Origin of the sequence: Corynebacterium sp. BF-R-2 (assembly GCF_024586525.1) — a bacterium.
Taxonomy (GTDB): Bacteria; Actinomycetota; Actinomycetes; order Mycobacteriales; family Mycobacteriaceae; genus Corynebacterium; species Corynebacterium singulare.
On sequence record NZ_JAMFTP010000006.1, the window covers coordinates 109,553 to 129,874 of the forward strand.

Consider the following 20,322-nt stretch of genomic DNA (forward strand, 5'->3'; position numbering starts at 1 on the left):
CCCAACTCTAGTGCTACAGCGAGGCCATGCGGATGATGGGTGAATCCACCTTGTCTGTGCGCAACGTCAGCACGAGTTGATTGTTCTGGTTGAGTGTGAAATCAAACTCATGGCCTTGCGCGATGAGGCTGCGCAGCAGTTTGTCTGCCCACTGTGCTGAGCCCGTGCATTCCTCACCCGCGGCTACCGACTCATAGTCGACCTTCTCCACGAGCATGCCGTCGGCATCCCAAATCGTGGAATCCTTCTCACCCTCGGTGAAGGACACCTCAGCGGTAAACGGCACACAGCCCGTCGAGCCCACCACCGTGTGCTCGCCAAAGCTCATGTGCGGTACCTGCGCTGTGTCCGGCGCAATTGCTGAGCGTGCCTCCGGCGTGGTGTACAGGTTGGTGACCTGCCACTGCTTGCCCACGATGAGGTCGTCTCCCCGTGGGGCGGGAGCGTCATCGGAGGAGCACCCGGGGAGCGTGGCTAGGCACAGCACCGCTGCCATTACTGCCAACTTGCGCATTACGCCTCCTCCTCCAGCGCGCCGAGGAAGGACTCTGACCACAGCGCGATGTCATGTTCGTGCACCTGGCGGTGCATCGCCTGCATGTGTTCACGCATGAGCTCCGGGGACTCATCGAGAGCCTTGACCGCGGAGAGCAGAGCGCGCTTAATAGACTCGATATCGAAAGGATTACACAGGTTGGCCTGCGTCAGCTCCGCCGCAGCACCAGCAAACTCGGACAGCACCAGCGCGCCCGAGCCGTCGCCATGACTGGCCACATACTCCTTGGCCACGAGATTCATGCCGTCCTTAAACGGCGTCACCAGCATGACATCCGCCAGACGGTAGTAGCGGCGCAGTACGTCCTTCGGCACCGAGCGGTGCTGGTAGTGGACAACCGGCTGGCCCAGCTGGCTGAAGCGCCCATTGATGCGGCCCACGGCCTCTTCCACCTTGGACCGCGTGGCGCGGTAATGGTCGATGCGCTCGCGCGACGGTGTTGCCAGTTGCACCAGCGTTACCTCCGCCGGATCCAGCGCACCGGTCTCCAGCAGCTCCTCAAACGCGGTGAGGCGCTGCAGGATGCCCTTCGTATAATCCAGTCGGTCTACACCCAAAATGATGCGTTTGGGGTCGCCCAATTCGGCGCGGAGCTTCGCGACGTCCCCCTCATCACCCCCGTCATCCTCCGCCGCGATGGAAATGGGGAAGGCGCCTACGCCTACCGAATGTCCGTTGCTCGTCGTAATGCGGGCGGTGACCTTGCGGGTGCTGACCGCGCCCTCGACGCTCAGGCCCTGGGCGCGAGCGAGCTCGAGGAAGTTGCGGGCAGTGGATTCAAGGTGGAAGCCGATCAGGTTGGCGTCGAGAAGCCCGCGCACCAACTCCTCACGCCACGGCAACTGACGGAAAAGATCCGGGGAGGGAAAGGGAATGTGCAGAAAGAAGCCGATGGTGAGGTCCGGGCGCAGCTGGCGCAGGATGCCGGGAACGAGCTGGAGCTGGTAGTCCTGGACCCACACCGTGGCATTCTCTGCTGCTACGGCGGCGACCTCGTTGGCGAAGCGCAGGTTGACCTCGCGGTACGCATCCCACCAGTCGCGGTTATACACTGGCGTGACGATGAGGTCGTGGTAGAGCGGCCACAAGGTGGCATTGGAAAAGCCCTCGTAGAAGGCCTCGTAATCATCTTGGGTGAGGCGCACTGGGTGGAGCAAGACGCCGTTGTCGGTGGTGAAGGGCTCCGGGGCTTCGTTAGCCACGCCGGGCCAGCCCACCCAGCAGCCCTGGAGTTCTTCCAGAACCGGGGAGAGCGCAGTGACAAGGCCGCCGGGCGAGGCCTTCCACGTGCGGCTGCCATCCGGGTTCGTCTCCAGATCAACCGGCAGACGGTTGGCCACAACGACGAAGCTATTGGTGCGCCCAGGCATGTTTAGGCCTTCTTCGTTGCCTTTTTTGTAGACTTCTTCGTCGATTTCTTGGTCGACTTCTTGGAGGCCTTCTTCGTTGCCTTCTTAGTGGATTTCTTGGTCGACTTCTTTGAAGCCTTCTTCGTTGCCTTCTTAGAAGCCTTCTTGGTGGCCTTCTTTGGCGCGGCATCTTCCTGCTCGGCCAGAACCTTGCGGTGAACCAGGCCTTCGGGCTCGACGCCCAACATCGACATGAGCGTCACGCCGTCCAGGAAATCCTCGGCGTAGGTAGCAACTACGCGGCGCGCGGCGCGGGCGGTCTCTTCCTCGACGGCATGAGTCTGGTCAGCGGCAGGCTGAGTATCTGTGACCTTGGGTGGCACGGAGTCCTCCTGGGATGAAGTGTGAAAGCTTTCAGACGGGCTATTCTACGCTATTGCTCTTCTGAAGGGGTGGTCGGGGCATCCTTGCCCGGCACCGTGTAGGTGGGGCGCTGCGCAGGGAATTGAGTGGTGACCGGCCACTTGTCCGTGACCGCGTCGCCCTGCTGGAAGCGGGCCTGTTGGGCAGGCGTCGGCGGCTTGGGTCCGTACTGCGGCGGCGGTGCCGGCAGGTTGTGGCGCGGGGCAAAGGGCGACATCGGCACACGGGGAATGCGGGCACGGTGCGCCAGGCGGGTGGCGCGGGAGAAGGAGAAGGTACCCAGGCGTTTGAAGGCGGTGTAGGGGCGGAAGTACTTTGGGCGGCGCAGGCGGCGCGCCACGCGCTCACCAAAGACCACGCCGGCTGCCAGCGCACCGGAGATGGCCAGGGCATTAGCCAGGTTGGTTAGTCCGGTGATGATCTGTTCGTTGAGCATGGCGTACATGCCGCGATACAAGGTCAGGCCCGGCAGCATGGGGGTGTAGCCCACAATCATGGTGATGAGCGGCGGCATCATGTAGCGGCGGGAGAGCAAACCACCGGCCAGGCCTACGGCTACTGCCGAAATTCCCGAAGCCACCACCGTGCCTGCACCAAAGGGCACGACGACGGAGTAGTAGAAGACCATACCGGCGGCAGCCGTTAGCCCTGAGATGGCGACCTCTGACCGCGAGGCGCCCAGCGCCAGTGCAAAGCCCGCTGAGCCGATGCCACCGCACACCACGAGCAGCGGAATCTGGTGGTACACCGGTGGTGCCAGTGTGGCCAGTGGCGGGAGGCTGAAGCCCAGCCACCCGGCTATCTGGATGCCTAGGCCCACGCCGGCAATGATGGCGCCGGTGGACATGAGAGCCTCAAAGAACTTCGCGGAAGAAGTCACAGGCGCGCGCGTGATGCCGTCCACCAGGCACTGCACGAGTGTCAATCCCGCGACGAGGATGATGATGCCGGAACCAATGATTTGTGAGGGCAATATCTGGATGCCAAACCGCGCAAACACGTTGTACAAGATGGCAGCCGGAATAACGGCCATGAGACCGCCCACGAGGTTCTGGTAAAAGGGCGGCAGGCGGTACTGGGCCAGAAACATGTTTGTGCCCATAATCAGCGCCGAGATGAGGAACGTGACCACGCCGACGAGGAGGTCGCCGCCGAGCATCACCGCGATGAAGGCGCCCATGGCACCCCACGCGCTGACGATGGTCGCCGTGGAGTAAGGATTCTTCATCGCCTCAATGTCATCGAGAACTTTTTCCGCCATAGCGGGCGGGGTTGCGCCTGAGTGGATCGAGCGGATGAGGCGGTCCACGGCCGACAACTTAGTGAAGTCCACTGCGATACCGGGGGCGACGCGGAAGACGTGCAGGTTACGGCGGTTCGGGCCGGTGCCGATTGCGGTGTGAATCGTAATGGTGTTCATCAAAATCGACACGTGGCAGTAGTGCAGACCATACGAGGAGGCCACGAGGTGAATCTGCGCCTGGGCATCGGTGTTTGCCGTGCCGGCCGCGATGAGGATCCCGCCAACGCGCGCGGCAATCTCCATGACGCCCGTGACCTGTGCTGGGTCGGTGAGATCGACCGGGGCGAGCGGGGAGGGTGGTGGGGCGGCTTTGGCGGTGTCGATGGTGGCGATATGCGCCGAGCCATAGCGCAAGCGCTGGCGGAGCGAAGAAAGAACAGACACGGAAAAGATAGACCTCAACAACACTTCTGGATTCGGTAAGTCAGCACTTTAGTAACTGTCGCCGATTTATGCACCTGCCAGTGCTTTTAGTGTGGCGCGGCGCACGCTTTTGTGCAGCGCATGGACCTGGCTTTCCGTCTTCGGGGTGGACTCGGGTACGATTCCCATAGCGGATCATCCGCGGTGCTGGAGTGGCGCAATTGGTAGCGCAACGCACTTGTAATGCGTAGGTTGCGAGTTCAAGTCTCGTCTCCAGCTCAAATTACTCGGCGAGGTGGGCCAGGGCGACGTCGATAAGCGCGCGGCGCCGACGTGGCGGCAGGGGGCGCTCGGTGAGGTGGTCATGCACCCACAACCCGCTGCCAATCACCGATGCGAGCACGACGGATTCGTCCTCTGTGGCGGGGTCAGGTAGCCAGCGCTTGTCGACGGCCCTCCATACCTCCTGAAAGTCCGGATGCGACTGCGAGTGGATGGACATGAGCAGCTCGATGAGCGGATCGTTTTTGCCCATTGACTCAATCGCTGCGCGGTAGCGCTGACGCTCAGTCAACTCGTCCGCGGTTTTTCCACCGGAAAGGTGCACGAGTTCTTCCTCCCACCGCTCGGCACAGAGCGTGTGGCAGTCAATGAGCAACTGGTGGCGAGTGGGGAAGTGGTAGATGAGCCCGGACTTACTCATCCCAGTGGCGGTGGCCAGGGAGTCGTAGGTGAGCGCGTGGACGCCGTCCCTCTCGATGATGAGAAGCGCCATCTCCAGCGCTTCTACCTTTTTACTCACGCGTGGCATCAGCACCTCCAGACGTCGGATTATGGCGGAAGCACCAACTAGTTACTGCGGCAAAGAGGAGCATGACCACGGCGAGTCCGGCGGCGGTAGTGAGATAGGCGTCGGTGTAGGCGGCAGCGGGTGCGGTGCCAAGCTCAGGGACCCGCAGTGCCTCGACGCCGAGGTCCTGCGCCTCGTCCGGGAGGCTGCTGGTGAACAGCAGCGGCAGGACCGAACCCGTCACGGCAATGGACAGCAACGTGCCGAACTCATAGGAGACCTCCTCCACGCCTGCGGCCATGCCGGAGCGCGAGACTGGGGCCGAGCCGATGATGGCAGTGGAGGAAACCGACATGACGAGGCCCGCGCCCACGCCAGTGAGGAGGAGCCCCGCCAGATAGGCGGCGAACACGTCGCGGTGGCCGCCCCACACCACACAGGCAATGCCGGCGGCCATGAAGAGGAAACCTCCGCTGATAATCGGCAAGAAACCCCAGCGGTGCAAATTCGCCCCGCCCAGTGCGGACATGGGCAGCGCGGCCAGCGCGATGATGGAGATAATCAGACCCGCATGCAGGGGCGAATACTGATCCACGAGCTGCAGCTTCTGGGTCGTGGTCATCTCCAACCCCGACATGCCAAACATTGCGCCCGCTGCCGCCACAACGCCGCCGGTGAAGATGGGGGAGCGGAAGATATCGAAGGTAAGGAGCGGTTCCTCGAGCTTGTCTTGGCGGCGGGTAAACAGGATGGCGCCACTGAGGCAGGCGGCCAGTGCGCCGCCGATCAGCGTGGCGTTGAGGTGGGAGCTGGCTACAGATTTGATGACGAGCACGAGTGAGGTCAGGGTCACCAGCGCGTAGAGCGAGGAAAGGAAATCCCACTGCTTTGCCGGGTTCGCCACATTCGGTGGGGCAAGAAACGCCGTGAGCACGAGCGCAATGACCACGATGGGCACGTTGACCAAGAAGACCGAGCCCCACCAGAAATGTTCGAGCAGAAGGCCGCCCACCGTGGGACCGGCCGCCGCGCCGACGACGGCGATGGAGCCCCAGATGCCGATTGCGGTGTTGCGTTCAATTTCGTCTTCAAAGGTCAGGCGAATGAGCGCGAGGGTGGCGGGCATCATGATGGAGGCGCCGAGTCCCAGGAAGGCGCGGGCGGCGACGAGCTCCCACGCGCCGGGGGCAAGCGCAGCGGTCAGCGAGGCGATGCCGAAAATCCACAGGCCTATGACGAACATGCGGCGGTGGCCGATTTTATCGCCCAACGTGCCGGTGCCGAGGAGCAGGCCGGCCAGCATGAGCGCGTAGGCGTTGATGATCCACAGCTGTTGCAGCGAGGTGGCGTGGAGCTGCTCGGAAAGCGCCGGCAGGGCGGTGTAAAGGATGGAGTTGTCCAGCCCGATCATGAGCAGTCCGAGGGAGACGACACCAAAGAACGTCCATCGGCGCGGTGCTGAGGAGCGGAGGGCGTCAGTGGCGTCAGTGAGGTCTGTCGTTTGGGCGTCTGTCATGCTGCGAAACTATAGCGAACGGTCGTTACAGTTTCAATCCATGTAGGGAGAGTTGTTGTTGGGGTCACAAAACGACCGTTACGTGAGAATTGAGGTTTAAGGTGGCGAAACCACTCCGGTTGGAGCAAAACTGGGGTCTGTTCACAACAAAGTTAGAGAGGAAGACAACATGGCACGCACGTATGCCACACAACTTGTTGAGATGCTGGAGGCGCAAGGCGTCGAGCGCATTTATGGCCTGGTGGGTGACTCCCTGAACCCCATCGTGGATGCGGTACGCCGCTCCTCTATCGAGTGGGTCCACGTCCGCAACGAGGAAACCGCTGCCTTCGCTGCAGAGGCTGATTCCCTCACCACCGGCAAGCTCGCCGTCTGCGCTGCTTCTTGTGGCCCGGGTAATACTCACCTTATTCAGGGGCTTTATGACGCCCACCGTAACGGCGCCAAGGTCCTCGCCATTGCTAGCCACATCCCGTCGCGCCAGATTGGTTCGAAGTTCTTCCAGGAGACCCACCCGGAGTCCATCTTCCAGGAGTGCTCCAGCTACTGCGAGATGGTGAACTCGGCTGATCAGGGCGGAGTTATCCTGCACCACGCCATCCAGAACACCATGGCGGGCAACGGTGTCTCCGTCCTCGTTATCCCAGGCGATGTCTCCATGCAGGAGGCTGAGGATGACACCTTTACCTCTTCGGCTATCTCTGCTGGCCGCCCGATTGTTTTCCCGGACCCGGCTGAGGCAGCCGCGCTGACCCAGGCGATTAATGAGGCTAAAACCGTCGCACTCTTTGTCGGTGCCGGTGTGAAGAATGCCCGCGAGCAGGTCTTGGCCCTTGCGGAGAAGATTAAGGCCCCGATTGGCCACGCCCTCGGCGGCAAGATGTACATCCAGTACGACAACCCCTTTGACGTGGGCATGTCCGGCCTGCTCGGCTACGGTGCTGCCCACGAGGCAACCCACGAAGCAGACCTGCTCATCCTGCTGGGCACCGACTTCCCGTACAACGACTTCCTGCCGGATGCCAACGTGGCGCAGGTGGACATCGACGGCACTCACATCGGCCGCCGCACCCGCATCAAGTACCCGGTGACCGGCGATGTTGCTGCCACCATCGAGAACATCCTGCCGCACGTGGATGAGAAGAAGGATCGCTCCTTCCTCGATAAGATGCTGAAGAAGCACTACGACAAGCTCGAGCATGTCGTCGAGGCCTACACGTCGGGCGTCGAGAAGCACACGCCGATTCACCCGGAGTACATCGCGGATCTCATTGACAAGGAAGCCGACGAGGACGCCATCTTCACCGTCGATACCGGCATGTGCAACGTGTGGGGCGCGCGCTACATCACCGCGAATGGCAAGCGCGAGCAGATTGGTTCCTTCCGCCACGGCACCATGGCCAACGCCCTGCCGATGGCCATCGGCGCCCAGGCCGCGAACCCGGGCCGCCAGGTCATCACCTTCTCTGGTGACGGTGGCCTGTCCATGCTCATGGGTGAGTTGCTCACCGTGAAGTTGCACAACCTGCCGGTGAAGACGGTGGTCTTCAACAATTCTTCCCTCGGCATGGTGAAGCTGGAGATGCTGGTGCAGGGGTTGCCAGAACATGAGACCGACCACGAACATGTCAACTTCGCCAAGATTGCAGAGGCCGCTGGCATCAAGCACTTCCGCATCGAGGATCCGAAGAACGCGCCGAAGGAGATCAAGAAGGCGCTGGCCTACGATGGGCCTGCGCTTATTGACGTCGTCACTGACCCCAACGCCCTCTCCCTGCCGCCGACGCTCACCTTCGAGCAGCTCCTTGGCTTCTCCAAGGCCGCCACCCGCACTGTCTTCGACGGTGGCGTGGGCCAGATGCTCACCATGGCGAAGTCCAACTTGCGCAACATCCCGCGCCCGCAGGACTTCTAAGCCCACGGTTCACAGCCAGACCCCGCCTTGAGGCATCACGCCTTGGCGGGGTCTTTGACTGGGATGAGGACAAGGGCTCCCACGAAGAGGACGAGACCGATCGCGAGCACACCGCCGCGGTCGCCTTGTCCCAAGAGGGAGACAAACACGCCGAAGAGGAAGGGCGTCAGCCACGAGACTGCGCGTCCAGTCGTGGCATACAGCCCAAACATCTCACCCTCGCGGCCCGGTGGGGCCACTCGAGCCAGGAAGCCTCGTGCTGAGGCCTGCGCTGGGCCAACACACAGGCAGAGGATGAGCCCGCAGATCCAGAAAGCCGTGGCGCCTTCGGCGAAGAACATGATCCCGGCCATCGCAGTGAGTGTCACCAGGCAGGCGAGGATAATGGCTTTGGGACCCACGTGGTCATCAATAAGCCCTCCGGCCACCGCACCCAGCGCGGCCGCAACGTTGGCTGCAACGCCGAATATCAGGACATCACCTGGTGAGAGCCCATACACCGACACTCCCAGCACCGCGCCGAAACTGAATACCGCGGAGAGCCCATCGCGGAAAATGGCGGAGGCGAACAGGAACGCGAAGGCGTTGCGGTCCTCCTCCCAAAGCGAGCGCAGCGTGCGCCACAGCTCGCGATAGGACTGCGCGATACCACCCGTGGTGTCGCCGGAGGGAGCAATCTCCGGAACGCGCAGCAGCACCGGAATCGCGCTGAGCCCGAACCAGAACGCCGCCAGCAGCGCTACCAGCCGAATGTTCCAGCCACCTTCGGTGCTCAGGCCCAGCGCACCACCCTCCCCAGCGACGAAGCCGATATAGCACACAAGCAGCAGGACGATTCCGCCGAAATAGCCCGCGGACCAGCCCAAACCGGACACACGCCCCACCTTGTCCTCCGTGGCCACCTGGTTGAGCTGCGCAAAGTAATTAACCTCCGCAAACTGGATGGTCACGCTGCCCACCGCCAAGCCCAGCAGGCCGAGCCAGAAATACTCGGGTGCGTCGTTGCGAATGAAGAACAGCCCAGCCATGGTGACGAAGGTCAGAAGTGACCAGAAACCCAGCGCCCGGCGCCGTGTGCCTAAGCGATCCGAACGCTGGCCCATGATTGGGGTGACCGCGAAGATGACGAGGCCCGCCACCGCCATGGACCAGGACAGCCACTGCGCTGGGCTAAACCGCGAATCAATCTGTTGGCCCACTGAATCGGTGAGATAGACCGAGAAAATGAACGTCACCAGCACCGCATTGAAGGCGGCAGACCCCCAGTCCCACAGGGCCCACGAGGCGACGGTGAGGCGATCGGTGCGTTGGGAAGCGTGCGTCATAGCTCTTTATCGTAGGCAACGCCGCCCCCGATTTCTGGTTCACAGCACACGTACAGATTTTGCTCAGTACTCTGGGAAGGCGTAATGCAATACTTCTCACTCTGAATGAGATACCTGACCAGAGGCTGCGCCCTGGGCGTTCGTCGTGGCGCTGGGAGTTGCAGCAGAGAAAGGATTCAAGCGGGACTATGGATGATTCCAAGGACATCAAGGTGCTCGTCGTTGATGACGAGCCCAATATCGTCGAGCTACTCACCGTCTCCCTGAAGTTCCAGGGGTTTGATGTGTATAGCGCCAACTCCGGCAACGAGGCTTTGCGCATCGCGCGCGACATCAACCCGGATGCCTACATCATGGACGTCATGATGCCGGGCATGGACGGCTTTGAGCTGCTGGGCAAGCTGCGCGGTGAGGGCCTCGACGGGCCCGTGCTGTACCTGACCGCTAAGGATTCCGTGGATCAGCGAATTCACGGCCTGACCATCGGAGCGGACGATTACGTTACTAAGCCTTTCAGCCTGGAGGAGGTCATTACCCGCCTGCGCGTCATTCTGCGTCGCGGCAGCGCCACGGAAGGCGCCGATGACGGCGCCACCATGACCTACGCTGACCTCACCCTCAATGATGACACCCACGAGGTCACCAAGGGCGGCGAGATCGTTGAACTGTCGCCCACGGAGTTCAACCTTCTGCGCTACCTCATGCAGAACCGTGAGGTTGTGCTGTCCAAGTCCAAGATTCTGGACAACGTGTGGCACTACGACTTCGGCGGCGACGGCAACGTGGTGGAGTCTTACATTTCTTACCTGCGCCGCAAGATCGACACCGGTGATACCCCGCTGATCCACACGGTGCGCGGCGTGGGTTACGTCCTGCGTATGCCGCGCTCGTAAGCATGAGCGAACCCACCGAGAACATCCAGGCCCCGGACTCCGGGGTCACTCTCGTGCGCGAGAAATCCCAGCGTCGCCGCATTCAGCGCCCCAAGGCCTTGCCGCTGCGCACGTGGTTGCTCGTGCTTATGGTGCTGGTGTCGGGCATTGGCCTAGCGATGTCCTCATTGGCGGTGTCATCGATTATGCGCAACGTGCTCTACACCCGCGTGGACACCGAGCTCAATGACGCGCTCCATTCCTGGGCCAGCAACCTTGACGAGACCTTCTACACCCAGGACCGCAGCCGCCGCCCACCGACGGATTACGTGGCTATGGCCTATTATCCCAACGGATCCGTGGTCTCTACGGGCCCAACCGCTGCGATTCCGGATGCGCGAGGTGTGTATGTCGGCGGCGAGCCCATGACGGTGCCCTCAACGAAGGGAGATACCGAATGGCGGGCGGTGGCCGCGCTGAACCCGGATGGGTCCGTGGTGGTCGTGGCCAAGGACATGACCACGGAGAATTCCATCCTTAAGGGCTTGGCAATCGTTCAGGTCATCATTGCCGCCGTGGTCATGCTCATCATCGCCATCGTCGGCATGTGGTTTATCCACCGAGCCCTGCGGCCCCTGCGGGTGGTGGAGAAGACGGCATCGCAGATCGCGGCAGGTAACTTAGACAAGCGCGTTCCGGAATGGCCGCTGCACACTGAGGTGGGGCAGCTCGCCGCGGCACTGAACGTCATGCTGGGTCGACTACAGAAATCCGTCGTCCACGCGCAGGAGAAGGAGCAGCAGATGCGCCGATTCGTCGGTGATGCCTCCCACGAGCTGCGCACCCCGCTCACCAGCCTGCGCGGCTATACGGAGTTGTATCGTTCGGGCGCGACGAAGGATGCGGAGTTCGTCTTCGGCAAGATTGATGCCGAGTCCAAGCGCATGTCCCTCCTCGTGGAGGACCTCTTGTCCCTGACGCGTGCGGAGGGCTCGCGCCTGGATATGCGTCAGGTGGACATGCTGGAGCTCGTGCTGTCCGTGGGGTCGTCGGCGCGCGCGGCCTTTGCTGGCCGAACCATTAACGTCAACAACGAGGCCACGAGTATCCCCATGGTCGATGGTGACGCGGACCGCCTCCACCAGGTTTTGCTCAACCTGGTGTCCAATGGCATTCGCCATGGTGGCGAGGATGCCGTCGTTACCCTCACGCTTCGGGATGATGAGGAGCACGTGCTTATCGACGTCTCCGATGACGGCAAAGGCATCTCCCCCGACGATGCCTCCCATATTTTTGAGCGCTTCTACCGGGCGGATTCCTCACGCACCCGCGACACGGGTGGTTCGGGCCTTGGCTTGGCCATCGTGAAGTCGCTCGTGGAGCAGCACGGCGGCTCGATCTCCGTGGAATCTGAGCTGGGCCGCGGCTCCGTTTTTACCGTGCGCCTGCCCAAGGCGGCAGACGCTGCCTAACGCGGCGCGTTAGTTACGCTTGCCCTCCTCATCGGTGCCGAGGTGCTGGCGGATGCGCGCGGCGGCCTCATCCATGGCGGCGGGGTCGGTGGCGTCAGCGTCGAAGGCCTTGGCGAAGTCGTAGTCCTCCATCTTCTCGGCGGGGAAGAGATGGATGTGGGTATGCGGCACATCGAAGCCGGCAATGATGTAGCCAGTGCGCGGGGTATCGAAGGCGGTGTTGATGGCACCGCCAATCTCTAGGGCGATGGCGTTGAGGTGTGCCCAGGTCTCAGGATCCAGATCGGTCCACTTATCCACTTCCTCGACCGGCACCACGAGGGTGTGGCCGTAGCGCAGCGGCTCGATGGACAAGAATGCGACGCACTTCTCGTCGCGATACACAAAGCGAGCGGGCAGCTCGCCGTTGATGATCTTAGTAAATACAGAAGACATGGCTCCTAGGCTACCGGCAGTTAAGATAGACGGCATGCGCATACTCGTAATCGGCTCGGGCGGCCGCGAACACGCCCTGCTCACCGGCCTCAAGGCTGATCCTTCTGTGACCGATCTGCACATCGCGCCGGGTTCTCCGGCCCACGCGCAGCAGGCCACGGTGCACCCGGAGTACTCCCAGGTGGCTGACCCAGCGCGCATGGTGGAGCTCGCGCTCGATATCGCCGCCGACCTCGTCGTCATCGGCCCTGAGGTCCCGCTGGTCGCTGGCGTGGCGGATGCCTTGCGGGAAAAGGGGGTGGCGGTTTTCGGGCCGTCGGCAAGCGCGGCTCAGATCGAGGGCTCCAAGGCCTTCGCCAAGGACGTCATGGCTGCTGCAGGCGTGCGCACCGCCCGCGCGGAGCAGCTCGCGCCCGGCACCCCTGACGCCGACATTGAGGCGGCCCTCGACCGTTTCGGTCCGCATTTCGTGGTCAAGGATGATGGCCTCGCCGGCGGCAAGGGAGTTGTGGTGACTGAGTCCCGCGAGGACGCCCGCGCCCACGTCGACGCCGTCCACGCCTCAGGCAACCCGGTGCTGCTGGAGTCCTTCCTCGATGGTCCCGAGGTTTCCCTGTTCTGTCTCGTCGACGGTGAGACCGTCGTGCCGCTACTGCCGGCCCAGGACCACAAACGCGCCTACGACAACGATGAGGGCCCCAACACCGGCGGCATGGGTGCGTACACCCCACTGCCGTGGCTGCCGGAAGACGGTGTCCAGCGCATCGTTGATGAGGTGTGCGTCCCGGTAGCCCGCGAACTTGTCCACCGCGGCACGCCCTACACCGGCCTGCTCTACGCCGGCCTGGCGTGGGGTGCGGAGGGGCCAGCCGTGGTGGAGTTTAACTGCCGCTTCGGTGACCCGGAAACCCAGGCGGTTTTGTCCTTGCTGACCTCCCCGCTCGGAGAGGTCCTCAACGCCACCGCCACCGGTCACCTGGCAGAACTCGCGCCGCTGGAGTGGAAGGAGGGCTACGCCGTCACCGTCGTGTTGGCGGCCGAGGGTTACCCGGCCTCGCCGCGCAAGGGTGATGTTATTAGCTCTCCAGACCTCGAGAACTCCACGAAGATCCTGCATGCGGGCACCGCGACGTCGGACAGCGGCGTGGTTTCCAACGGTGGCCGAGTCCTCAACGTCCTTGGCCAGGGCGCCACGTTGGATGAGGCACGTGCCGCTGCCTACGCCGTCCTCGACGGCATCGAGCTCGAGGGCAGCTTCTTCCGCACCGATATCGGTGCCCGCGCTGCCGCTGGAGAAATCAGCCTCTAATACCCCAGGGGTGGGGCGGCGTGGAATAATGAGCGACGTGGCTGAAAAGAAGAACATTTCCAACGTCCTGTCCGCTCGATACGCCTCCCCCGAGATGGCTGAAATCTGGTCTCCAGAGCACAAAATCATCCTGGAGCGCCAGCTGTGGATCGCGGTGATGAGCGCGCAAAAAGACCTCGGCGTCGACATCCCAGCCGAGGCCATTGCCGCCTACGAGGCGCAGGTGGACAACGTCGACCTCGCCTCCATTGCGGAGCGCGAGCGCATCACGCGCCATGACGTCAAGGCCCGCATTGAGGAGTTCAACGGCCTCGCCGGCTTTGAACACATCCACAAGGGCATGACCTCTCGCGACTTGACAGAGAACGTGGAGCAGCTGCAGATCTTGCGCTCCCTAGAGCTGGTTCGTGACAAGGCCATCGCGGTGGTCTCCCGCATCGGTGAGCGCGCTGCGCAGTACCAGACTCTGGTTATGGCTGGCCGCTCGCACAATGTGGCGGCGCAGGCCACGACGCTGGGCAAGCGTTTTGCCTCCGCCGCGGATGAGATGCTGCTGGGCATCGAGCGCGTTGAGTCTCTTCTGGGCCGTTACCCGCTGCGTGGCATCAAGGGCCCGATGGGCACCTCCCAAGACATGCTCGACCTCATGGGTGGATCAGAGGACAAGCTTGCCGCCTTGGAGACGCGCATTGCGGACCACCTGGGATTCTCCCGCGTGTTCAATTCGGTGGGCCAGGTTTACCCGCGTTCCCTCGATTTCGATGCCGTCTCCGCCCTCGTGGAGCTCGGCGCGGCCCCGTCCTCCCTGGCCACGACGATTCGCCTCATGGCTGGCAACGAGACGGTAACGGAGGGCTTCAAGGAGGGCCAGGTTGGCTCCTCTGCCATGCCGCACAAGATGAACGCTCGTTCCTGCGAGCGCGTCGGCGGCTTCCAGGTCATCCTGCGCGGCTACCTCACTATGGTGGCGGACCTGTCCGGCCAGCAGTGGAACGAGGGCGACGTGTTCTGCTCAGTGGTGCGCCGCGTCGCGCTTCCGGATGCCTTCTTCGCCCTCGACGGCATGTTTGAAACCTTCCTCACGGTTCTGGCCGAGTTCGGCGCCTTCCCCGCCATGATTGACCGCGAGCTGGAGCGCTACCTGCCGTTCCTGGCTACCACCCGTATCCTCATGGCGGCGGTGCGCGCGGGCGTGGGCCGCGAGACCGCGCACGAGGTCATCAAGGAAAACGCCGTGGCTGTGGCTCTGAACATGCGCGAGAACGGCGGGGAGCAGGACTTGGTGGAGCGCTTGGCTGCGGATGAGCGCCTGCCGCTCGATGCTGCTGCGCTCGACGCCGCCCTCTCTGACAAGCATGCCTTCATCGGCGCGGCCGAGTCCCAGGTCAGCCAGATCCTCGGCCGCATCAAGGCACTGGCGGATCAGCACCCGCACGCCGCTGCCTACACCCCGGGCGACATCCTCTAACCCACGCCGCCAGGGGTATCCCCTGTGCAGGGGGCGACCCGGCGCGGTACGTTTTCGCAGACAAGCCTTCTCAAACGTGAGTTTTTGAGGCTCTATTTACGAAAACGTACCTCAGCATCGCGGGCGGCCCTTGTGAGTGCGTCGCGGGTTGCTCCCCATGCCTGGCGCGCGCGGTGGGCTACGGTGTCGCTGGCCCCGGCGGCGCGTTGCTGTGCGGCGTCGGCAGCCTCGCGCGCCGTAGTCATGCCGGAGGCGGTGAGCTCGCGGGCAGCGTCGAGGTGCCGGACCTCCTCGAGGTCCTCGGCTCCGTCCACAGTGAGGTTGGCAGCCTCGGAAAAGTCACGGAGCTGCCCAAAGAAGCGGTTGACCTCGTCGACGGCGCGGGGAGAGTTCCAGTCGATGGCCTTGCGGAAGGTCGAGAAACTGCCCAGCTCATGTGCCTTCTGGGCAATCCCGGACAGGGTCTCCAGAAGCCGCGCAGCGCGCTTGTCTCGCGCGCGGGCCACGGCAGCGGCGTAGTCAGTGGCGGCCTCGCCTTCCACGGCGTTGACACGGTTGAGCTGGAGCACGTACATCTGGTTCTGCAGCTGCACGGTGCGGGCGAGCTCGTAGAGCCAGAAACGCGCGTCGTCGTTGGTCTCCTGGAAAGTCTCGCGCACCTTGCTGGGTGAGGTCTTCGACTGCGCCATGCGTTCCGCCACCGCAGTGAGGTGGCGCAACACCTGGCCTTGCAGTTTCGCCAAGTCAGCGCTGACGTGTTGCACGGTGGCCCACTGCGTATCGGTCACCGAAGTGGTGCCGTCCAGAATGAGGGCGGCCTCCGCGAGCGTCTCCGCAACGCCGTCAATATCGCCCGCCAAGGAATCCTGCTGGAAGCGCAGAACCGAGTCGATTTTGGAGTCGATGCGCTCCAGGTAATCCTGCATCTGCGCCATCTGCTTTTCGACGGCCGCCTGCTGCACCATCGACGCCATCACCATGGGCGCCGCAGGGGTGAGCAGCCCAGCCTTGTCAAAGGTCAGGTGCTTGAGCACGCTGCCGCCCGTGTGCGATGCAGCGCCGCGCGGCACGTCTGTCGCACGGATGACGCCAGTGCGGACATCGCCCGGTTTAATACCCATGCGCTTGAGGTAGTTAGCGGAGTCCGCATCCAGTTTGAGCCAGCGCCCTGATTCCTTCTGGTAGCGCTCAATTCCCGAGAGAGCTTGGCTCGCGCGGTGCAGCAGCTCCGGCGTGATGGGAGAGGAATCGGCATCGACACCGGCGGAAAGGCGCTCGAGTGTGGACTCAGGTCCGAGGATGAGGGCGCCCTCCTCACCTACGACGACGGCGAGTTCATCCTCGTGCTCTGCAGGTGGGTTCTCCGCCATTAGCCGAGTCCCGGCACGCGCAGAACCGGCAGCTCGAAGCCGCCGAAGCTGCCAATGGACTTGCCATTGGAGGCGAGGTAGCCGCCAAGCACTATCGCGGTGAGCGCCACCATGACGCCGATGACGGCGGCACCCGTAGATGAGCTCTTCTCCTGTGTGGTCTGGCCCGGAATGGTCAGCTCGGGCACCTCCTGGATACCTTCTTCTGCTCCGCGTCCGCGCAGCTCAGAAACACACTCGGCAAAGGCCTGCGCCTGGGCGGCGTTGAAGGCAGAGACAGCCTCCTTTTCCTGTGCCTGGTTCTCCGCCAAAGCGGCGCGGAGGGTGGGGCTGAAATCACTACCCGTTGACAGGAGCGGTGCCGGGCCCTTCTCCGCGCGGGCGGAAGCCGCATTGATGGAATACTCGGCGTCGTCAGGCAGCAGCACCGACTCGTCCGCCACGAGTGCTTCCGGGGCCGACGCGCCAACCAAAATGATGAGCATGTCCGCGCCGGTGTAGCCGGCCTTGCCCAGCGCCGCCACCGTCGAGGCATAGCCTGGAGCCTTGCTCACATCGCGCGAGGTGTACGCCGAGAAGTCCAGCTTCGGAAACTGTGCTTGAATTTGCTCGGAGGTCGCACGGATGGTGGCGATGTAGCCGGCGCGAACGTCGCGCGCCAGCTCACGGTCGGCGGCCGAGGGGGAGACTGTGCACAGCCACTGGCCGTGGGCGGACTCGCGCACGGAGACATCGGCTGCGTGCGCAGCGGGCACAGACAGGGCGCCGCCCACGACGGCAACGGAGGTAACAAGGGAGGTCAGACGAGTACGCATGGCTAAGGCTCCTCGGGATAGGGACGTATCTTGAAGCAGTGTAGACGGGGCTAGGATGGATGTCATGCGTCCAGAACTTTCTTCCTACACCCACATCGCTTCCGGCAAGGTACGCGATATTTACGACATCGACGACAACACCCTGCTCATGGTGGTCTCCGATCGCATTTCCGCTTTTGACTATGCGCTCGAGCCCGCCATCCCCGATAAGGGCCGCGTGCTCACGGCGACGTCGAAGTTTTTCTTCGATGCCATCGACTTCCCTAACCACTTGGCGGGCCCGCTCGATGATGAGCGCATCCCAGAGGAGGTCCTCGGCCGCGCCATGGTCGTACAGAAGCTGGACATGCTGCCGTTCGAGTGTGTTGCCCGCGGTTACCTCACCGGTTCCGGCCTGAAGGAATACCAGGAATCCGGCAGCGTGTGTGGCGTCGACCTTCCAGAAGGCCTGACGGAGGCTTCCCGCCTGCCCGACCCCATTTTCACCCCGGCCACCAAGGCGGAGCAGGGCGACCACGATGAAAACGTCTCCTTCGACGTCGTCGTGGACAAGCTGGGCCGCGAGCGCGCCGAGGAGCTGCGCGAGGCTACCCTGCGCATTTACTCCGAGGCCGCGGCATTGGCGGAGGCGAAGGGAATCATTTTGGCGGATACGAAGTTCGAGTTTGGCGTCGATAAGCACGGCACCCTCGTCCTGGCTGACGAGGTCCTCACCCCGGACTCCTCGCGCTACTGGCCGGCTGATACCTACGAGGAAGGCAAGGTCCAGCCCTCCTTTGACAAGCAGTACGTGCGCGATTGGCTCACCAATTCCGGCTGGGACAAGGAGTCCACGCCGCCGCGCCTGCCGGAGGACGTTGTCCAGGCCACCCGCGCCCGCTACGTCGAGGCCTTTGAACGCCTGTCCGGAACGACCTTGTAAGGAGCTTGCATGAGCGCACCGATTGCCGCCAAACACCCGGTAACCCGCGAATTTCACGGACGTAGCTTCGTCGATGACTATGAGTGGCTACGCGAAAAGGACGCACCGGAGACCCGTGCGTACCTCGAGGCAGAGAACGCGTATACCGCCGAGCGCACCGCGCATTTGGACACACTGACGGAGAATATCTTCACCGAGGTCAAGTCCCGCATCAAGCAGACGGACATGTCCGTGCCCCAGCGCCGCGGTAAGTACTGGTACTACGGCCGCACCGAGGAGGGGCAGGAGTACGGCTACAGCTGCCGCATCCCGGTGTCGGAAGGCTCCGATCCGTGGACACCGCCGACCATCCCGGAGGAGGGTGCGCCGGAGGGAGAGCAGGTGCTTCTCGACGTCAACGCGCTCGCCGAAGGCCATGACTTCTTTGCCCTAGGTGCCTCCACGGTGAGCGATTCCGGGGACCTGCTGGCCTATTCCGTCGACGTGGCTGGTGATGAGCGCTTTGAGCTGTTTATCAAGGACCTGCGTACAGGGGAGCTGTTGGAAGACCGTCTGGAAGGCATCTTCTACGGAGCGACCTGGGTAGGTGAGGAGTACATCTTCTACACCACCGTCGATGACGCCTGGCGGCCGGACACCGTATGGCGCCACCGCGTGGGAACCCCGCAGTCGGAGGATGTCGTGGTTATGCGCGAGGAGGATTCGCGCTTCGGCATCGGCGTAGGCACGACGCGCAGCGATAAGTACATCATGATCGTGTCTGGCTCGAAGATTACGAGCGAGGCGTGGGTGCTTGAGCAGTCTTCCCCGGAAGGCGAGTTCCGCCTTTTGTGGGAACGCGAGACCGGTGTGGACTACGACGTCGACCACGCAGTGGTGGGCGGCGCCGATTATTGGGTAGTTACCCACAATGTCACCGGTCCCAATTTTGAGCTGGGCTATTGCCCCGTGTCTGAGGAGCTGCCGTCTTTGCGTGATCTCACCGTGCTCATGCCGCACGATGACACCGTACGTCTGGAGGGCGTGGACTGCTACCGTGACCAGATCGTTGTAGGCTACCGCCGCGGCGGCATTGGCCGTGCCGCGGTGATGGATGTGCGTCAGGGTTGGGCGGAGTTCAGCGAGCTTCACTTCAACGAAGAGCTCTACACCGTCGGCGTGGCCGGCAACCCCGAGTGGGACGCGCCGGTGCTGCGCGTGAGCTACACCTCCTTCATCCAGCCAGCCCAGCTCTTTGATTACCGCGTGGCCACCGGGGAGTACACGCTGCTCAAGGAACAGGAAGTCCCTGGCGGCTATGACAAGGATGAGTACGTGGCCTACCGCGTCTGGTCTGAAGCGCCTGATGGGACGAAGGTGCCGGTGTCCATCGTGCACCGCGCGGACCTCGACCGCACGCAGCCGAACCCGACGTTGCTCTACGGCTATGGCTCCTACGAGGCGAACATGGACCCGTACTTCTCGGTCTTCCGTTTGTCCCTCATGGACCGCGGCATGATTTTCGCCATGGCGCACGTGCGCGGTGGCGGGGAGATGGGCCGCCAGTGGTATGACGATGGCAAGATGCTGTCCAAGAAGAACACCTTCACCGACTTCATTGCGGTGGCCGACGACCTCATCGCGCGCCGTGTGACCACGCCGGAAACCTTGGTGGCTGAAGGCGGCTCCGCCGGTGGCCTGCTCATGGGCGCGGTGGCCAACATGGCACCGGACAGGTTTAAGGCCATTCAGGCCAACGTTCCCTTCGTCGACCCACTGACCTCGATCCTCATGCCGGAGTTGCCCCTGACGGTGGTGGAGTGGGAGGAATGGGGAGACCCATTCCATGACCCAGAGGTCTACGACTACATGGCCTCGTACTCGCCGTATGAGAACATTTCGGCGCAAGATTATCCCAATATCCTGGCGCTGACCTCGCTTAATGACACCCGCGTGCTCTACGTGGAACCGGCGAAGTGGGTGGCCAAACTGCGCGAGGTTGCCACCGGCGGCGAGATCCTCCTCAAAACGGAAATGGCTGCTGGCCACGGCGGTGTGTCGGGCCGCTATGCCAAGTGGAAGCAGAGTGCGTTTGAGTATGCATGGCTGATTAACCAAGCCACGGGTGCTGAGGCCTAAC

The 20,322-nt window shown here is 62.9% G+C and carries 17 protein-coding genes and 1 tRNA gene; 8 read left to right on the top strand and 10 right to left on the bottom strand.

The window, feature by feature from the left end; all coding sequences use genetic code 11:
- Nucleotides 1-13 precede the first annotated feature (13 nt).
- Genes M5J09_RS05550 through M5J09_RS05565 form a run of 4 tightly spaced genes read right to left on the bottom strand, consistent with a single transcriptional unit; the run spans nt 14 to nt 4,015 of the window.
- Nucleotides 14-514: a hypothetical protein gene (locus M5J09_RS05550; RefSeq protein WP_042532278.1), complete on the bottom strand. Its 501-nt coding sequence runs from the start codon at nt 512-514 to the stop codon at nt 14-16.
- Complete coding sequence (locus M5J09_RS05555; RefSeq protein WP_257157242.1) at nt 514-1,926, bottom strand: trehalose-6-phosphate synthase; 1,413 nt, start codon at nt 1,924-1,926, stop codon at nt 514-516. The genes M5J09_RS05550 and M5J09_RS05555 overlap by 1 nt, the downstream gene beginning before the upstream one ends.
- A 2-nt stretch (nt 1,927-1,928) precedes the next feature.
- Nucleotides 1,929-2,288, bottom strand: coding sequence for a hypothetical protein (locus M5J09_RS05560; protein ID WP_257157243.1), 360 nt, complete (start codon nt 2,286-2,288; stop codon nt 1,929-1,931).
- Nucleotides 2,289-2,338: 50 nt separating this feature from the next.
- On the bottom strand, nt 2,339-4,015 hold the full coding sequence (locus M5J09_RS05565) for a threonine/serine exporter family protein (protein WP_257157244.1): 1,677 nt from the start codon (nt 4,013-4,015) through the stop codon (nt 2,339-2,341).
- Between the two features lie 185 nt (nt 4,016-4,200).
- Between M5J09_RS05565 and M5J09_RS05570 the strand changes: the two genes are divergently transcribed.
- A tRNA-Thr gene (locus tag M5J09_RS05570) sits at nt 4,201-4,273 on the top strand.
- Between the two features lie 4 nt (nt 4,274-4,277).
- Here the strand turns inward: M5J09_RS05570 and M5J09_RS05575 are convergent.
- Both M5J09_RS05575 and M5J09_RS05580 read right to left on the bottom strand, forming a co-directional pair.
- Nucleotides 4,278-4,805 (bottom strand): TetR/AcrR family transcriptional regulator, encoded by a 528-nt coding sequence (locus M5J09_RS05575; RefSeq protein ID WP_070537308.1) that lies wholly within the window; start codon nt 4,803-4,805, stop codon nt 4,278-4,280.
- A complete protein-coding gene (locus M5J09_RS05580; RefSeq protein ID WP_257157245.1) occupies nt 4,789-6,300 on the bottom strand; it encodes an MFS transporter in 1,512 nt (503 codons plus the stop codon). Before M5J09_RS05580 ends, M5J09_RS05575 begins: the two co-directional genes overlap by 17 nt.
- A 169-nt stretch (nt 6,301-6,469) precedes the next feature.
- Between M5J09_RS05580 and M5J09_RS05585 the strand changes: the two genes are divergently transcribed.
- Complete coding sequence (locus M5J09_RS05585) at nt 6,470-8,215, top strand: pyruvate dehydrogenase (protein WP_239181094.1); 1,746 nt, start codon at nt 6,470-6,472, stop codon at nt 8,213-8,215.
- Between the two features lie 35 nt (nt 8,216-8,250).
- On the opposite strand, the gene M5J09_RS05590 is transcribed toward M5J09_RS05585, so the two are convergent.
- Nucleotides 8,251-9,540 carry an MFS transporter gene (locus M5J09_RS05590; protein ID WP_239181095.1) on the bottom strand — a complete coding sequence of 430 codons (1,290 nt, stop codon included), beginning with the start codon at nt 9,538-9,540 and terminating at the stop codon, nt 8,251-8,253.
- Nucleotides 9,541-9,728: 188 nt separating this feature from the next.
- Here M5J09_RS05590 and M5J09_RS05595 point away from each other — a divergent pair, with 188 nt between their 5' ends.
- Together M5J09_RS05595 and M5J09_RS05600 are read left to right on the top strand one after the other, a co-directional pair.
- Nucleotides 9,729-10,433, top strand: a complete 705-nt coding sequence (locus M5J09_RS05595; RefSeq protein ID WP_144792296.1) for a response regulator transcription factor — start codon at nt 9,729-9,731, stop codon at nt 10,431-10,433.
- A 2-nt stretch (nt 10,434-10,435) separates the two neighbouring features.
- Nucleotides 10,436-11,884: a cell wall metabolism sensor histidine kinase WalK gene (locus M5J09_RS05600; RefSeq protein WP_144792298.1), complete on the top strand. Its 1,449-nt coding sequence runs from the start codon at nt 10,436-10,438 to the stop codon at nt 11,882-11,884.
- A gap of 9 nt (nt 11,885-11,893) precedes the next feature.
- Here M5J09_RS05600 and M5J09_RS05605 read toward each other — a convergent pair whose 3' ends face one another.
- Complete coding sequence (locus tag M5J09_RS05605) at nt 11,894-12,319, bottom strand: HIT family protein (protein ID WP_042532254.1); 426 nt, start codon at nt 12,317-12,319, stop codon at nt 11,894-11,896.
- Between the two features lie 34 nt (nt 12,320-12,353).
- On the opposite strand from M5J09_RS05605, the gene purD reads away from it, so the two are divergent.
- Nucleotides 12,354-13,628 (top strand): phosphoribosylamine--glycine ligase, encoded by a 1,275-nt coding sequence (gene purD, locus M5J09_RS05610; protein WP_257157246.1) that lies wholly within the window; start codon nt 12,354-12,356, stop codon nt 13,626-13,628.
- 28 nt (nt 13,629-13,656) lie between these two features.
- Nucleotides 13,657-15,096 (top strand): adenylosuccinate lyase, encoded by a 1,440-nt coding sequence (gene purB, locus M5J09_RS05615; protein ID WP_257157247.1) that lies wholly within the window; start codon nt 13,657-13,659, stop codon nt 15,094-15,096.
- A gap of 92 nt (nt 15,097-15,188) precedes the next feature.
- On the opposite strand, the gene M5J09_RS05620 is transcribed toward purB, so the two are convergent.
- Both M5J09_RS05620 and M5J09_RS05625 read right to left on the bottom strand, forming a co-directional pair.
- Nucleotides 15,189-16,466: a hypothetical protein gene (locus M5J09_RS05620; RefSeq protein WP_257157248.1), complete on the bottom strand. Its 1,278-nt coding sequence runs from the start codon at nt 16,464-16,466 to the stop codon at nt 15,189-15,191.
- Nucleotides 16,466-17,281: a serine/threonine protein kinase gene (locus M5J09_RS05625; protein ID WP_257157249.1), complete on the bottom strand. Its 816-nt coding sequence runs from the start codon at nt 17,279-17,281 to the stop codon at nt 16,466-16,468. Before M5J09_RS05625 ends, M5J09_RS05620 begins: the two co-directional genes overlap by 1 nt.
- A gap of 64 nt (nt 17,282-17,345) precedes the next feature.
- Here M5J09_RS05625 and M5J09_RS05630 point away from each other — a divergent pair, with 64 nt between their 5' ends.
- Together M5J09_RS05630 and M5J09_RS05635 are read left to right on the top strand one after the other, a co-directional pair.
- Nucleotides 17,346-18,203: a phosphoribosylaminoimidazolesuccinocarboxamide synthase gene (locus M5J09_RS05630; protein ID WP_257157250.1), complete on the top strand. Its 858-nt coding sequence runs from the start codon at nt 17,346-17,348 to the stop codon at nt 18,201-18,203.
- Nucleotides 18,204-18,212: 9 nt separating this feature from the next.
- Nucleotides 18,213-20,321 carry a S9 family peptidase gene (locus M5J09_RS05635; RefSeq protein WP_257157251.1) on the top strand — a complete coding sequence of 703 codons (2,109 nt, stop codon included), beginning with the start codon at nt 18,213-18,215 and terminating at the stop codon, nt 20,319-20,321.
- Nucleotide 20,322 lies beyond the last annotated feature (1 nt).

Bases quoted from the DNA above. Each gene is read 5' to 3' on its own strand.
- M5J09_RS05550 (WP_042532278.1), bottom strand. From the start codon at position 514: ATGCGCAAGTTGGCAGTAATGGCAGCGGTGCTGTGCCTAGCCACGCTC.
- M5J09_RS05555 (WP_257157242.1), bottom strand. From the start codon at position 1,926: ATGCCTGGGCGCACCAATAGCTTCGTCGTTGTGGCCAACCGTCTGCCG.
- M5J09_RS05575 (WP_070537308.1), bottom strand. From the start codon at position 4,805: ATGCCACGCGTGAGTAAAAAGGTAGAAGCGCTGGAGATGGCGCTTCTC.
- M5J09_RS05580 (WP_257157245.1), bottom strand. From the start codon at position 6,300: ATGACAGACGCCCAAACGACAGACCTCACTGACGCCACTGACGCCCTC.
- M5J09_RS05585 (WP_239181094.1), top strand. From the start codon at position 6,470: ATGGCACGCACGTATGCCACACAACTTGTTGAGATGCTGGAGGCGCAA.
- M5J09_RS05590 (WP_239181095.1), bottom strand. From the start codon at position 9,540: ATGACGCACGCTTCCCAACGCACCGATCGCCTCACCGTCGCCTCGTGG.
- M5J09_RS05595 (WP_144792296.1), top strand. From the start codon at position 9,729: ATGGATGATTCCAAGGACATCAAGGTGCTCGTCGTTGATGACGAGCCC.
- M5J09_RS05600 (WP_144792298.1), top strand. From the start codon at position 10,436: ATGAGCGAACCCACCGAGAACATCCAGGCCCCGGACTCCGGGGTCACT.
- M5J09_RS05605 (WP_042532254.1), bottom strand. From the start codon at position 12,319: ATGTCTTCTGTATTTACTAAGATCATCAACGGCGAGCTGCCCGCTCGC.
- purD (WP_257157246.1), top strand. From the start codon at position 12,354: ATGCGCATACTCGTAATCGGCTCGGGCGGCCGCGAACACGCCCTGCTC.
- purB (WP_257157247.1), top strand. From the start codon at position 13,657: ATGAGCGACGTGGCTGAAAAGAAGAACATTTCCAACGTCCTGTCCGCT.
- M5J09_RS05620 (WP_257157248.1), bottom strand. From the start codon at position 16,466: ATGGCGGAGAACCCACCTGCAGAGCACGAGGATGAACTCGCCGTCGTC.
- M5J09_RS05625 (WP_257157249.1), bottom strand. From the start codon at position 17,281: ATGCGTACTCGTCTGACCTCCCTTGTTACCTCCGTTGCCGTCGTGGGC.
- M5J09_RS05630 (WP_257157250.1), top strand. From the start codon at position 17,346: ATGCGTCCAGAACTTTCTTCCTACACCCACATCGCTTCCGGCAAGGTA.
- M5J09_RS05635 (WP_257157251.1), top strand. From the start codon at position 18,213: ATGAGCGCACCGATTGCCGCCAAACACCCGGTAACCCGCGAATTTCAC.